This window comes from Mycobacterium montefiorense (assembly GCF_003112775.1).
Classification (GTDB): Bacteria; Actinomycetota; Actinomycetes; order Mycobacteriales; family Mycobacteriaceae; genus Mycobacterium; species Mycobacterium montefiorense.
This window is the reverse complement of the sequence record NZ_BFCH01000017.1, coordinates 193,916-208,419: the sequence shown is the minus strand read 5'-3', so window position 1 is coordinate 208,419 and position 14,504 is coordinate 193,916. Positions and strand designations below refer to the sequence as shown.

Sequence of the window (14,504 nt, the reverse complement as noted above, 5' to 3'; positions counted from 1 at the left end):
CCTTTTCTTGCTCGGTGGGCCTTACTGGGTGCCTTCGGCATACCAGGTGCGGAATCGGTCGTACTTGGGCATCTCCTCGGAGTTGGCCTTCGGGTCGATGCACACGTGCACCACACCGACTTTGCCGCTGGCGTAGGCGCGGGCGATCGCCGGGCGGATCTCGTCCTCCTTCTCGACGAACTCACCGTGGCAGCCGAAGCCCTCCGCGATCTTGTCCATCCGGACGTCCTTGCTCCAGTGCACGCCGGGCTGCGGCGACGGCTGGGAAAAGGTGCGCTTGTACACGCCCACCTCGAGGCCCCACTGATGGTCCACGCCCACCACGCATACCAGCGGAAGGTTCTGCCGCGCAGCCGTTTCCAGCTCCGCAATGTGGAAGAGGAACGCCGAGTCGCTGGTCAGCAGCATCACGGGGCGCTTGCCGCCCTCGGCGACGGATGCTCCGACCGCGTAAGGCAGACCGGTGCCGAGGTGGCCGAAGTTCTGATTCCAGATGACGTCGCGCGGTTTGGCCTGCGAGTAGGTCCAACCAAAGATGACGGTCGCGCCACCGTCGCGGACCATGATGCCGTCCTCGAGTTCGTTGAACGCCCTAGTGGCCTCGACGACGTATCGCGCCGGGTGAATGGGCGAACGTCCCGACGGCGCATTCTCGGCGAGCTGTGCGAGTTCCTCGGCGTCTGCGTTGACCAACTTCTCGAGATTGGCCGTTCGCGTGCGCGGGGTGTCCCGCAGCGCGTCGACGAGCTGCGGCACGACGCCGCGCAGATCGCCCACCAGCGGCACGTCGAACTGGCGGTTGACGCCGATCGCGGCCGGGTCCTGCTCGACGTACACCCATTTGCGGTTCGCATCGTTGTCTGCCCAATGCTGGGTCCGGCCGTAGTGCATGGGCTCGCCGAGTTCGGTTCCCAGCGCGACGCACAGGTCGGATTCCTCGACCGCCTCGTTGGCGGCCGGGGAGAACAGGTAGGGGAATGTCCGCTCCCGCAGGCCTGGGATGTACGACGTTCCACCGGAGGTCTGGATGACCGGGCAGGCCATCAAGTCGGCGAGCTCCTTGACCGCAGGACCGCTGCGCGACGTGTGCACGCCGTGGCCCACCAACAGAATCGGACTCTTCGCTTCGCGAATCAGCTTCGCGGCCTGGGCGATCTCAGGAGCGCCCGCCCCCTGGTTGACGAGGCGATACCGATTGGGCGGCAACGGTTCTGCAACGTCGATTTCTTCGAGGATAACGTGCGACGGGTATTCGATGTAAACCGGGCCGGGTGTGCCGGACATGGCCCGGCGAATCGCCTCGTGGATGATCTCGTCCGTCTGATCGGCGTACTCGATGGATGCGCTGTACTTGACGGACGGCGCGAAAAGCGGCTCCTAGCGGACGAATTGGATCCGTCCGCGCCGGACCCGGCGCTCGGTGATGCGGGCGCGCTGGCCGCCGAGAAAGATCACCGGCGAGTTCTCCACGAGTGCGCACTGGATCGCTCCGGCGATGTTGGCCATGCCCGGGCCGAGCGTGCCGATGCACAGGCCGGGCTTGCCCGTCATACGTGACGCGGCCTCAGCCATGAATCCCGCGCTCAGTTCGTGATGCGGTGCGACCACCGACCACCCGCGCGCGTCGGCCTCGGCAAACATGTGCACGAAGTTCGGATCCGGGATACCGAACAGCGTGTTCACCCCCTCGGCCTCGAACAGGTCGAGAATGCGCTGGTACACGGGCACGGCCATGGTCAGAGTTCCTTTCCGTCGCGAGCAGTCGCAAAATCGCGCTCTGGCTGGTCATTTCGGCTGATTTTGTGGCCGCTCGCGCCGATTTCGGCGAGCACTTGTGCGGTGTGGGCGCCGAGCTCTGGCGCCGGGCCCGCGACGCGACCCGGTGTCTGCGAGAACCAAGTGGGTACGCCCGGGAAGCGCACCGGTCCGTGCGGGGTGTCCACTGTTTCGAACATGCCGACCGCGTTGAGATGCGGATCGTCGAAGAGTGCGCCCGGCGTGTTCAGTGGGGCGGCCGGTATCTCGAGCCGGCGCAGCAGCGCTAACCACTCCGCGGTAGAACGCTCCTTCATCGTCTCAGCCACCAGCCCGTAAACGGTGTCGATCTCGCGAGCGCGTTGTTCCAGCGTCGAATACAGGTCGCTGGCCCACGGCGGCTGCACGGCTTCCATGAAGGCGTTCCAGTGTTTGTCGTTGTAGATCAATGCGGCGATGTAGCCGTCGCTGGTGCGGTACGGACGGCGGTTGGGCGCCACGGTGCGGGGATACACCGCGGGTCCCAGCGGAGGGTCGAACAGAGCACCGTTGGCATGTTCGACGAGCATGAACGAGGCCATGGTTTCGAACATGGCGACCTCGACTTCTTGCCCTTGCCCGGTGCGCTCGCGATGGAACAACGCCATCGTCGTCGCGTACAGCGCCGTCAGACCAGCTATCTTGTCTGCCATGATCGTGCCGACGTAATCGGCCTCGCCGGTCAACTGCTGTTGCACCGCCGGCAGGCCGCACTCCGCCTGGATTGTGTCGTCGTAGGCGGGGCGGTCGTGGTCGGGTCCACGTCGTCCGTACCCGTAGCAATTGGTGTAGATAATCGCGGGATTGATCGCGGTGACGTCGTCGTAACCGAAGCCGAGCTTGGCGATTGCTTTGGCGCGCATCGAGTGGATGAACACGTCGGCGGTCTCAACGAGAGCGCGTAGGGCGCGTGTTCCGCCGTCGGTTTGCAGGTCCAGCACGATGCTGCGCTTGCCCCGGTTGACGTTGACGAATACCCCGCTCATGCCCGGCGCCGGACCTACCGAGATATAGCGGGTGTTATCTCCTTGGGGTGGTTCGACTTTGATCACGTCGGCACCCATATCAGCCATGATCTGCGTGCAGTACGGTCCCATCACCATCGCGGTGAGATCGATCACCCGCAGACCGGCCATCGGGCCCGTCGGGCTAGCCATTGAGCGCTCCTTGGTCGTTCGAGCGGTGAGCAAGATCGAAGCTGTATCCGATGTGCTGGTTATGTCCATCCGGGACGACGGGAAAGATGAGTGGCGCCTCGACGTAGCGGATCGCATCCAGATGGCTGCTGACCTCCTCGATCGTCCACGACGCCCGGCACACGCCGGGGCTCTCCGCGACGACCGCCCGCGCCACCCGACCCGCCAGCGCGATGAACAGTTCACCGGTCACCGAGCACGACTCGTGCGCGAGCCAACCCACCACGGGTGCAACCAATTCCGAACCCATCGGCGGATACGCCGAGGTGTCGATGCCTTCCGCCATCCGCGTCACCGCGGCCGGCACAATCACGTTGCACCGCACACCTTCGGCGGCGCCTTCGAGCGCGGCGACATTGGACAATCCGATCACGCCGGCCTTGGCGGCCGCGTAGTTGGCCACGTGGTGGTTTCCATACAGGCCACCGATCGACGAGGTCAGCACGATGCGGCCGTAGCCCGCCTCGCACATGAGCGGAAATGCCGGCCGCACAACGTTGAACGCGCCACGCAAATGCACGTCGAGCACGGCGTCGAAGTCCTCGTAACTCATCTCCTTGAGCGAGCCGGGACGGACGTTGCCCGCGTTGTGAACCAGGACGTCGATGCCGCCGTAGTGCCCGAGCGCCGTGGCGATGATGGCCTCGCCTCCTCCACGCGTGGCTACCGACGCACTACAAGCGACGGCCTCGCCACCGGCCGCGGTGATCTCGGCGACCACCTGCTCGGCCGGACCTGTGTCGACGCCCGCACCGCCGAGGCTGCCGCCGACGTCATTGACGACCACCTTCGCCCCGCGTGAGGCGAGCAGCTGGGCGTAGGAGCGGCCGAGTCCTCGGCCGCCGCCGGTTACCACGGCGACGCGACCGTCGAATCTCAGTTGCGGCGCACATGTTTCGCTCAACCGCCGAGCACCAACCCTTCCAGGTCACCCTTATCGCGCCACAGCCGCAACAAATCCTCGAATGCGTAAAAGCCGGGGCCGTAGGGTTCGCCCAGGTGCGACCGGATTCCCTGTCCGCCGCCACCACCTTCGTTGTTGTAATAGCCGGGCGTGCACTGCGCGTCGAACGCCGAATTGTCGATCGCGGTCTCCCGGATCGTCGCGCACCACTGCTCCTGTGCCGCTTGACTGGGCTCCACGGTGCTGACTCCCCGTTTCAGCGCTTCGGCGATCACGTAGGCAATGTGCTCGCCCTGCAGTTCATAATTCGCGGCGATGTTGGCCGAGATGCCGACTTGGGTGAAGCCCGTATAGAACTGGTTTGGGAATCCAAGGCTGGTCATCCCGTGCAGCGTCTGGTAACCGTCTTGCCAGTAGTCGAACAGCGACAGTCCGTCGCGTCCCTCGATCGTCTCGATCGAATAGCGGCGGCTGAACTCGGTGGTGATTTCGAAGCCGCTGGCATAGATGATGCAGTCCACCTCGTACTCGACACCATTGGCCACCAGACCCTTTTCGGTGGCCCGCTCGACGCCCTTGCTCGAGGACACATCGACCAGCGTGACATTCGGACGATTGAAGCTCGCCAGGTAATCGTCGTTGGAACAGGGCCGCTTACATAGGAAGCGGTAATAGGGCTTGAGCGCTTCGGCCGTCGCCCCGTCCTCGATCAGGGAGTCGATGCGGCGCCGCAGCCGCTCCATGATCTTGTAGTCCTCCTCCTCTCGGAGCGCAACGAACTGCTCGGGAGTCATCGACGCGGGGTCGTCCAGGGCGAGCACCCGGGCCGCGGTGTTGCGTCCCAGCTCGGTCCAGAAGTCGCACACCAGATCCGGCTGACCCAGCGCCATACCCTCGAACGTCCATGAGTGGAAGTTGCGCTGACGCTCCCGTTGCCAACCCGGCCGCAGCGTCTTCACCCATTCCGGATCGGTCGCAGCGTTGTTGCGTTCGTCGACGGTCGACGGTGTCCGCTGAAACACATAGAGATGTTTGGCGGCGCGCGCGAGAAAGGGCACGATCTGGATGCCCGTGGCACCGGTGCCGGCCACCGCGATGCGTTTGTCCGCCAGTTTGTCCAGACTCCCACTGACATCGCCTCCGGTGTAGTCGTAGTCCCACCGCGACGAATGGAAGCTGTGTCCGCCAAACGCTTTGAGCTCGGGGATGCCGGGCAATTTCGGCCGGTGGAAGGGGCCCGACGCCAGCACCACGAAGCGGGCGCGGATATCGTCGTCGCGGTTCGTGCTGATCCTCCAGCGCTTCATCTCCTGGTCCCAACGCAGGTCACGCACCTGGGTGGAGAAGATCGCCGAATCATAGAGGCCGAAATGCTTTCCGATGTTGCGGCAATGCTGATAGATCTCGGCACCGTCGGCGAACTTCTTCGACGGGATGAAATCGAGCTCTTCGAGAAGCGGTATATAGCAGTAGGATTCGTTGTCGCATTGGATTCCCGGGTAACGGTTCCAGTACCAGACGCCGCCGAAGTCACCACCGAGCTCGATGATCCGTACGTCATCGACGCCCGCCTTCTTCAGGTGGGCCGCCGACAGCAGGCCCCCGAAGCCACCGCCGAGAACCGCGACGTCGATGTCGTCGACAATTGGCTCACGTGGGACCACCGGCGTGTGGGGATCGACTTCGTAGTAGCCAGCGAAGTCGTCCTCCAATTCGATGTACTGATTGGAACCTTCTTTGCGCAGCCGCTTTTCGCGCTCGTGGCGGTATTTCTCACGCAGCGCGTCGATGTCTAAGTCGTCGGGCGTCCGGGTTGGCCCGCAGGCCTCTTGGGCCGCCTTGATATCCGGGGTCATGCTCGTGGGTGCTCCTCATCTGAAAGGCTTTGGGGTTCCCCGACACCCATGTACCTCGACAATTGGTAGTGCAGATTGACCGTGCTGCGTTCGCGGTATGGATTGGGTTTGGTGCCCGGGAACCCAAGCGACTTCATGCCCTGTTGCACGGCGGCCATGTTGGAGAAGTCTTGCGGTAGAACCGACCGCCATCGGGGGTCGCCGACCGGTGTGTACTCCCACTCGGTTTGTGGCTCTTGACCTTTCGGGTAGAGCTCGAAGACTGACACCTCGAAGATGCACTTGTTGGGGTTGTAGCTGGGGTGTGGCCGCGCCCCGTAACACAGCGCGCTGGTCAGGCCCTGCCCAATCTGGAAATTTGGAAAGATCTGCCATGCGGTGCCGGCCTGCCCGAGGATGTCGGCGGGAATTATCGGCCAGAGCACGCCACGGGCCTCGTCGTCACGGCGCGCCGACGCCAGCCAGTGTTCGAGAACCTTATCGGCCGGTGTCCCCTCGGGCAACTCATCAACCAGTCGCTTCGCCGCGTTCACCAGCGTCTGCGTGGTGGTGGCGTTGGTTTCCTCCATCGTGTACACCTGCATCTCCGCGGTCGAAACCCGCGGATCGGCGCCGATGCCGAGGCGGATCTTGGACTTGGTGGCCTCCATCTCCGCTGGCGCGTCGTAACCGATGTGGCTGTGTCTGCCTTGCGCTTTCGCCCAGCCCTTGAATTCGCCGAACTTGTTGAACTCGGGGTGCGTGGTGAAAACGTGGTAGGTCTCGTTGAAGGCCTCCAGCGCGACCTTCCAGTTGCAATCGAAGGACAGCCACTTACGCCATTTGTAGCGCATGTTCTCACAACCGAACGGATCGAGAATCTTCGCGGCGGGGAACAAGAAGTCGGCCAGCGGCTCACAGTCGGGGTCCATGTTGATCCACAACCAACCGCCCCAGGTGTCGACTCTGACCGGTCGAAGGCGGGTGTTGTCTGCTGTGAGCGCTTCCTGCCAGTCCTGCTGTTCGCGGATATGAGTGCACGCTCCGTCGAGACCGTAGGTCCAGCCGTGAAAGCCGCAGACGAACGACTTTCGCGTTCGGGCATATGCGTTCTTGGCGCCCTCGGGGGTGTCGATCAACCGGCGGCCACGGTGCATGCAGACGTTGTGGTGGGCATGGAATTCGTTACTGCCGCTGCGCACCACGATGATCGAGTCGTCGAGAATGTCGTAGGTCAGGTAGCTACCCACCTCGGGCAGCTCCTCGACGCGGCCGACTTGCTGCCAAACCTTGCGCCACAGCTTGTCGCGCTCGGCGCGGGCATAGTCCTCGGAAATGTATGCCTCGACGCCGATTGTCATTGGTTTCGATAGTTCCTCGGCTGCTTCGGAATTCAAACCTTTGGCTGGATCGGTCATCACATCCTCCTGATTGCCGCGCGGAAGGATTCGTCATGCAAGAAAAGTGAGGTGTTGTCGGCGCCTAGATGGCTCCACTTGAGGCCCAGCCCGCCGTCGACGAGCAGCGTCTGGCCGGTGATGTAGCTCGACATCTCGGAGAGCAGAAAAGGGATGGCGCCGGCCTGCTCCTCGGGCCGCCCACGCCGTCCCATCGCGATCGCCTGCCGGTCCCGGCCGGGGTCCTCGTCGACATAGGCGCGCGAAGCCGCTGTCTCGGTGACGCCAGGAGCCACGGCATTGACCCGGATTCCCGCCTGCGCCAACTCGAGGGCCATCGTGCGCGTCATCGCCGTGATCGCGGCTTTGGCTGTCCCGTAGGCGATGTGAAATGGCGCGGTGTTCATGCCGCTGATCGAGGAGATCGACACGATCGACCCCTGCTGTTGCTGCGCGACGAGCTCACTTGCCACAGCCTGGCTCATGAAGAAGGCCGTTTCGAGATTGTCTGCGAAGATCTTGCGCCAGTCGCTGCGCGCCACCCGAGTCGACGGCATCCAGGTCGCCGGCCGCGCGCCGCCGGCGACATTGACCAGCCCGTACAAGTCGCCGTCGGCACGGCGGGCGTGGTCAAGCACCGCAGCGATACCCTCGTCGGTCGATGCGTCGGCCACGACCGGCACCACGGCCAGACCCTGCTGCGCCAACGGGGCGATGTGCTCGTCGAGGTTTTCCTTCGACCGGCTCACCGCGATCACCGTGGCACCCGCCCGGGCGGTCATGGCCGTGACGGTCGTACCGATGCCGCCCCCGCCGGCGCCGGCAACCACCACGATGCGACCGTCGAGCCCTAGAAGATCGCTGTGATCCTCGTGATCGTCCATGACCTGCTTCCACCCACCGCCGCCGTCAAGCGTCCGCAATGAGATCTCTTGCTCATTTTGTCCGGACAAAATACGGGATTCTGTCCATTGGAGAACACTATTCCGATCAGCGGACTTCGCTGTCAAGGTCGAGCCGGAACACATTCGTAGCTATTGTCTGGACTAGGAGGAGTTGATAACGTCCAGCCCAACCGGCTGACGGAAGGACCTCGGCGAGCATGTCCATCTCAAGGGCCATCTCAACGCAGCCCTCGCGGTATGCCCCCTCGAATTCCGGGGCACACCCGATCGAAGTCGCGCAGGGATGGGAGCTCGAGCAGGTCACCGCACCCAGCCGGCTGTTCGGCGCCAATGGCTTGCGCACCGGCCCGGACGGTCGCATCTATATCGCCCAGGTGACCGGCAGTCAGATCAGCGCGCTGGATCACCGCACTGGGGAACTGGTGACCGCCAGCCCCAAGGGCGGCGACATCGTGGCGCCCGACGACGTCGCGTTCGATGCCAGCGGCAATCTGTACGCGACCGAGGTGATGGACGGCCGGGTCAGCGTGCGCGACACCAGCGGTCGAACGCGGGTGTTACGTGACGACGTTCCTTCAGCCAACGGCATCACCATTCATGCAGGCCGATTGTTCATCGGTGAATGCCGCGAGGGTGGGCGGCTGCTGGAATTCGACCTGGCGGGCGGGCCGCCGCGGGTGCTGTTAGAGAATGTGCCCTCGCCGAATGCGATGGAGGTCGGCCCGGACGGCCTGCTGTATTTCCCGGTGATGGGCGCCAACGAAATCTGGCGTATCGACCCCGATGGCGGCGATCCGCAGTGTGTCGCAGGCAATCTCGGTGTGCCCGACTCGGTCAAGTTCGACGCGCACGGCTACCTCGTCTCGACGCAGGTGGCGAGCGGGCAGGTGCTGCGCATCGATCCTCGCAGCGGCGAACAGCAACTGCTCGCCCAGCTGAATCCGGGGCTGGACAACTGCACCTTCGTCGGCGACCGGCTCTTCGTATCCAACTTCACCGGCGAGATCACCGAGATATCGCCCGCCGGCACAACGCGCTCCGTGTTGGCAGGCGGACTCAACTGGCCGATGGACCTGGCGGTGGGCCATGACGGACAGCTTTACATCGCCGACGGCACCTACTTCTACGTCGCACTGCCCGACGGGTCTTTACACACCGCCGGAATGCTATTCAGCCCCGGTTATCCCGGATTTCTGCGCGGCGTCGTCGCGACCGGACCCGGCGAGTTCGTCGTCACGACATCGGGCGGCCAGATCGCCCGCTACCGGCCGGAGGCGAACGAAAGCGCGGTGCTGGCAGACGGTTTCGACCAGCTTTATGGTGTCACCCTGAGCCCGAGTGGGGTGGTCGTTGCGGAATTGGGCACCGGGCGGGTGCTGTCGCTGCAGTCGGGGGGTATCGAGGTGCTGGCGACGGATCTGCGTGAGCCGGTCGGCGTCGCGATCGATGCCGACGGCGCGTGTCTGGTCGCGGAGGCCGGAGCCGGACGGGTGGTCAGGGTGAACGGGTCGAGGATCAACACCGTCGTCGCCGATCTGCAACGGCCGCAGGGCATTGCGGTCCAAAGCGGTGTGCTCTACATCGTCGATGCCGGCGCCAAGGAGTTGATCGCGTTCGACCTGACCGGCCACGCGCGGCGCACGATCGCGTCCGGGCTGCCGGTCGGTCCCCCGCCGGGCGTGACACCCAAGCCGCTGCGCGGCATGCCACCGTTTTCCGGACCGCAGGGCCCATTCGCCGGAATCACCGCCGCGGCCGACGGCACGCTCTACATCTCGGCCGATGGCGACGGCAGCGTGCTGGCAGTGCGTCATACCAGGGACGGCCGCTGATGTCGGCGGCTATCGCGGGCGACCACCGCTACCTACAGATCGCACGCACGCTGCGCAAGGAGATCGTCGACGGCGTTTACCCGGTGGGCTCGCAGCTGCCGACCGAGCACCAACTATGCGAGCGCTTCGCGGTGAGTCGCTACACCGTCCGCGAGGCCCTGCGCCGGCTCAGAGAGGACAACCTGGTCGCGTCGCGACCCCGCGCGGGTACCCGGGTAGTTCCCCGGACGGCGTCGAGTTCCTATGCCCAGGACGCGATGTCGATCGACGACCTCCTCGCGTTCGCGGCCGGCGCGCAGCTGACCATCGAATCCAACGCGATGGTGACGATCGACGACGACCTCGCAGCTCGGACCGGACTCGAGGTCGGGACTCAGTGGCTGTCGGTGCGTGGTTACCGGCGAGCCGACGGTGCGTCGGTGCCGATGTGCCGGACGGAGTACTACATCACCCGGAGTTTCGCCGCGGTCGGCAGGTTGCTGCAGCGCCATACCGGCCCGATTTTTCCGTTGATCGAGGATCTGTTCGGCGTGAGCGTCGCTGCGTTGCACCAAGAGATCGCCGCCGTCGCGCTATCGGCAGAATTGGCCGACGGCCTGGGCGTGGAAGCCGGAACGGCCGCGCTCGAGATGCGGCGCACCTACACGACCTCGGACGGCGAGGTGGCCCAAGTGACGATCAACACCCACCTGTCGTCCAGATTCCGGTATGCGATGACCATGCGTCGCGTGACTGGTCAGGCCGGTTGATGTGATCGCCCGGGTCCCGCAGGACACGGCACACGCGGCGCAGGCATACCGCCGCGGGCTGTGGGTGCACACCACGCTGGCCGATTCACTGCGCACGGCCGCAGCAGATTCGCCACAACGAATAGTTGTGGTGGACAAGGGTATTCGGCTGGACTGTGCCACGCTATACACGCAGGCCAGCGCGCTGGCTGCCGCCATGATGTCGCGCATGCCGACGGGCAGCGTCGTCTCGTTCATGCTGCCGAACTGGTACGAGACCGCCGTCATCTATCTGGCCGCGACGCTGGCCGGTATGGTGGTGAACCCGATCTTGCCGTCGCTACGCGACCACGATCTGCACTTCATCCTCGAAGACGCCGAAACCGCAATGATTTTCGTGCCACACCAATACGGCGGCCACGACTACGCGGCGATGCTCGAACGCGTAACGACCACGATGAGCCCGGCGCCGACAGTGGTGGTGCTGCGCGGCTCCGAAAACGGGCAAGCCGGTTCGTACACACCGTATCGGCTCCTACTGGAGCGGCCACTAGGTTCCGCAACCCTGCCCGCGCTGGATCCCGATTCAGTGCGAATGATCCTCTACACATCCGGCACCACGAGCCGCCCGAAAGGCGTACTGCACACCCATAATTCGATACACGCGCTGATCTGTCAGATCAGCGACCACTGGATGATCGCCCCGGGCGACACGTTCCTGGTCCCGTCGCCGGTTGCCCATATCGGTGGCTCGATTTACGCGTTCGAATGCCCGCTACTGCTAGGCACAGCCGCGATACTGATGGACCGATGGGAACCGTCACAAGCGGTCGCACTGATGGCCTCCGAGCGGTGTACCCACATCGCGGGGGCAACACCATTCCTGCAGCAACTGTTGGCTGCCGCCGAGCGCGCCGGCACCCGGCTGCCCGACCTGAAGGTATTCATCTGCGGCGGCGCGTCCGTATCGCCGTCGCTGATCCGTTGCGCCACAGAGTATTTCGAGCATGCGGTGGTCACCAGGGTGTACGGCTGCACGGAAGTGCCCGTTGCGACCGTCGGCGCACCCCGGCCACCGGAGGCCGATCACGCGGCGGACACCGACGGCAGACCCGGCATCGCTGAGATCAAACTCGTCCCACACGAGTCGGCGCCCGCCGGTGACGGGGAGATCTGTGTGCGCGGCCCACAAATGCTGCTGGGTTACCGACATCGGAAAGACGGCGCCGACTCTTTCGATGCCGCGGGCTTTTTCCGCACTGGGGATCTTGGGCGCTGGGTTGATGACGGGTACCTCGTCGTGACTGGCCGGGCCAAGGACATCATCGTCCGCAGCGGTGAGAACATCTCGGCCAAGGAGGTCGAGGACCTGCTCGCCGACCATCCCGGCATCGCCGAGATCGCAGTCGTCGGACTGCCCGATGAGCGCACTGGCGAGCGGGCTTGTGCGGTGATCGTCCCCGCGGGCGCGGCCAGCCCGGACGTCGCGAGCCTGCTTGCACTGCTGGTGAGCAAGGGGGTCGCCAAATTCAAGGCACCAGAAAGGGTGGTGATCTGGGATGCCCTGCCGAAGAACGACGCGGGCAAGATACTCAAACATCAGATCCGCGCGGTGCTGACACAGGATGGGTGAGATGCAGATCACAATCGTCACGGGAGCAAGCAGCGGCATCGGCTTGGGGTGCGCAACAAAGCTTGCCGAGATGGGCATGGCGGTCGTGGGCATCGGCCGCGACCGGGCTCGGCTGGCCGGGCTCGAAAGGGCGATCAACGATCCGGATCGCGTCGCGACGCTCGCTGTCGACCTGACCGACGATGACGCGCCGCGACGCATCGTGGACCTCGCGGTGCAGCGGTGGGGCCACATCGACTTCCTGATCAACAACGCCGGAGTGGGCAACCCCAAGCCGCTACACGAAACCGACGACGAGACCCTGGACTACTTCCTGGGTTTGATGCTGCGGGCTCCGTTTCGGCTGGCGCGCGACGTGCTGCCGCACATGGCGCCCGGGTCGGCAATCATCAACGTGACGTCGACTTTCGCGGTGGTCGGCGGGCTGCGAGGCGGCGCGTACTCCGCCGCCAAGGGCGGACTGACCGCGCTGACCACTCACATCGCCTGCCAGTACGGCGCATCCGGCATCCGTTGCAACGCCGTCGCGCCGGGCGTGACGGTGACGCCCATGGTCGAAAAACGTTTGGAGGATCTGCGATTCCGCAAGATCAACACCGAAATGACTCCGCATCAGCGGCTGGGCCGCGTTGACGATATCGCCAGCACCGTCGCGTTCCTGTGCTCGCCGGGTGGAAGTTTCATCAACGGCCAAACGATCGTCGTCGACGGCGGATGGAGTTCGACGAAGTACCTTTCGGAGTTCGCGTTGGAATCGCAGTGGATCGAGCGATGAACCTGTTTGCGATGCTCGATGCGGCCGCGAGCCGGTTCCCCGATCGCGGTGCCGTGTACCACGGGAGTCGCCGTTTGTGGACGTGGCTCGAGTTGCACAACCGGGCATTGCGGCTGGCCGCGTCGATCCGCCAACAGCATGGCGTGGGTGCTCGAATCGCGATCGCCACCCAGAACCGCCCCGAGATCGTCGAATTGATGTTTGCGATCTGGGCTGCCGAGTGCGTCGTCGTCCCGATCAACTACAAGCTGCATCCGCGCGAGATGGCGCAGATCCTCGACGACGCGGGCGCGGCGCAGGTGTTCGCCTCCGCCACGATTGGCGCCGAGCTCGCATCGATCACTGCGACGCCAACGGAAATCATTGAATCCCAAGACTACTCACGGCGATTCGACGCCCTCGCGTCGGCACCCCCACACACCGACCCGAGCGCGCTGGCGTGGCTGTTCTACACCAGCGGAACCACCGGCCGATCGAAGGGCGCGATGCTGTCGCACCGCAACCTCACGGCGATGACGGTCGCGCACCTTGCCGACATCGACGCTGTCGACGAGGACTGCAGCCTCGTGCATGCGGCACCGATGTCGCACGGCTCTGGCCTCTACGTGCTGCCGTACGTGCTGCGCGCCGCCCGCCAGGTGGTGCCCTCCTCGGGTGCGTTCGATCCCGACGAGTTCCTCGATCTGTGCGAGCACCACCCGGCCGTCAGCGCATTTCTGGCCCCGACGATGGTGCAGCGACTGGTCGATACGGGCCGCGGCCGTCCGGCCAATCTCAAGGTGATCGTCTACGGCGGCGGTCCAATGTATGTCGAAAGCCTGCGGAAGGCGATCACGGCATTCGGCCCGATCTTCGCGCAAATCTATGGGCAGGGCGAGTCACCGATGACTATCACCGGGCTACGCGGTGTCGATCACGACTCGGACGACGACGCGATTCTGGGTTCGGTCGGCTATGCGCGTTCGGGGATGCAGGTCGTGGTGCTGCGCGCCGACGGCCGACCGGCGGCCGTCGGCGAGGTCGGCGAAATCGTTTGCCGCGGAGACGCGGTCATGTCCGGATACTGGCAAAATCCCGACGCGACCCGCGCCACGCTCAAAGAAGGCTGGCTCTACACCGGCGATATGGGTTCGTTCGACGCGCGCGGTTTTCTCACGCTGCGAGATCGATCGAAGGACGTGGTCATCAGCGGCGGGAGCAACATCTACCCCCGGGAGGTGGAGGAGGTGCTGCTCGAGCACCCCGGCGTCTTGGAGGCATGCGTGGTGGGCACACCCGATGCCGAGTGGGGTGAGGTGGTGGTCGCGTTCATCGTCGGCGCGGTCGACCCCGCGGCGTTGGATGCGTATGTGTTGGGGCGCATCGCCCGCTTCAAACGGCCTAAGCGCTACGAATTCGTCGACGAGCTACCGAAAAACAGCTACGGCAAGGTGCTCAAACGGGAACTGCGAGCCGGGTTGACGCCCCGCCGCGTTGGTACCGCAAATGCCTCGAGACAATAGGGA

At 64.6% G+C, this 14,504-nt stretch carries 10 protein-coding genes and 1 pseudogene; 5 read left to right on the top strand and 6 right to left on the bottom strand.

Going from position 1 to position 14,504, the window contains the following annotated elements; genetic code table 11:
- Positions 1 to 21: 21 nt before the first annotated feature.
- From DB708_RS10925 to DB708_RS10900, 6 genes and pseudogenes are all read right to left on the bottom strand, one after another.
- Positions 22 to 1,734: pseudogene (locus DB708_RS10925) on the bottom strand (thiamine pyrophosphate-binding protein).
- 2 nt (positions 1,735 to 1,736) lie between these two features.
- Positions 1,737 to 2,930, bottom strand: a complete 1,194-nt coding sequence (locus DB708_RS10920; protein ID WP_108922250.1) for a CaiB/BaiF CoA transferase family protein — start codon at positions 2,928 to 2,930, stop codon at positions 1,737 to 1,739.
- Positions 2,931 to 2,943: 13 nt separating this feature from the next.
- Positions 2,944 to 3,894 (bottom strand): SDR family NAD(P)-dependent oxidoreductase, encoded by a 951-nt coding sequence (locus tag DB708_RS10915; protein ID WP_108921948.1) that lies wholly within the window; start codon positions 3,892 to 3,894, stop codon positions 2,944 to 2,946.
- Positions 3,891 to 5,750, bottom strand: coding sequence for a flavin-containing monooxygenase (locus DB708_RS10910; RefSeq protein WP_108921947.1), 1,860 nt, complete (start codon positions 5,748 to 5,750; stop codon positions 3,891 to 3,893). Before DB708_RS10910 ends, DB708_RS10915 begins: the two co-directional genes overlap by 4 nt.
- On the bottom strand, positions 5,747 to 7,147 hold the full coding sequence (locus DB708_RS10905) for an aromatic ring-hydroxylating oxygenase subunit alpha (RefSeq protein WP_108921946.1): 1,401 nt from the start codon (positions 7,145 to 7,147) through the stop codon (positions 5,747 to 5,749). Before DB708_RS10905 ends, DB708_RS10910 begins: the two co-directional genes overlap by 4 nt.
- Entirely contained in the window at positions 7,147 to 8,010 is an 864-nt protein-coding gene (locus tag DB708_RS10900) for an SDR family NAD(P)-dependent oxidoreductase (protein WP_108921945.1), read from the bottom strand. Before DB708_RS10900 ends, DB708_RS10905 begins: the two co-directional genes overlap by 1 nt.
- A 218-nt stretch (positions 8,011 to 8,228) precedes the next feature.
- Between DB708_RS10900 and DB708_RS10895 the strand changes: the two genes are divergently transcribed.
- Genes DB708_RS10895 through DB708_RS10875 form a run of 5 tightly spaced genes read left to right on the top strand, consistent with a single transcriptional unit; the run spans position 8,229 to position 14,501 of the window.
- Positions 8,229 to 9,863, top strand: coding sequence for an SMP-30/gluconolactonase/LRE family protein (locus DB708_RS10895; protein WP_108921944.1), 1,635 nt, complete (start codon positions 8,229 to 8,231; stop codon positions 9,861 to 9,863).
- Positions 9,863 to 10,612 (top strand): GntR family transcriptional regulator, encoded by a 750-nt coding sequence (locus DB708_RS10890; protein WP_108921943.1) that lies wholly within the window; start codon positions 9,863 to 9,865, stop codon positions 10,610 to 10,612. Before DB708_RS10895 ends, DB708_RS10890 begins: the two co-directional genes overlap by 1 nt.
- 1 nt (position 10,613) lies before the next feature.
- On the top strand, positions 10,614 to 12,224 hold the full coding sequence (locus DB708_RS10885) for an AMP-binding protein (protein ID WP_108921942.1): 1,611 nt from the start codon (positions 10,614 to 10,616) through the stop codon (positions 12,222 to 12,224).
- Entirely contained in the window at positions 12,217 to 12,999 is a 783-nt protein-coding gene (locus DB708_RS10880) for an SDR family NAD(P)-dependent oxidoreductase (RefSeq protein ID WP_201263490.1), read from the top strand. Before DB708_RS10885 ends, DB708_RS10880 begins: the two co-directional genes overlap by 8 nt.
- Positions 12,996 to 14,501 (top strand): AMP-binding protein, encoded by a 1,506-nt coding sequence (locus tag DB708_RS10875; RefSeq protein ID WP_201263489.1) that lies wholly within the window; start codon positions 12,996 to 12,998, stop codon positions 14,499 to 14,501. The genes DB708_RS10880 and DB708_RS10875 overlap by 4 nt, the downstream gene beginning before the upstream one ends.
- Positions 14,502 to 14,504: the final 3 nt, after the last annotated feature.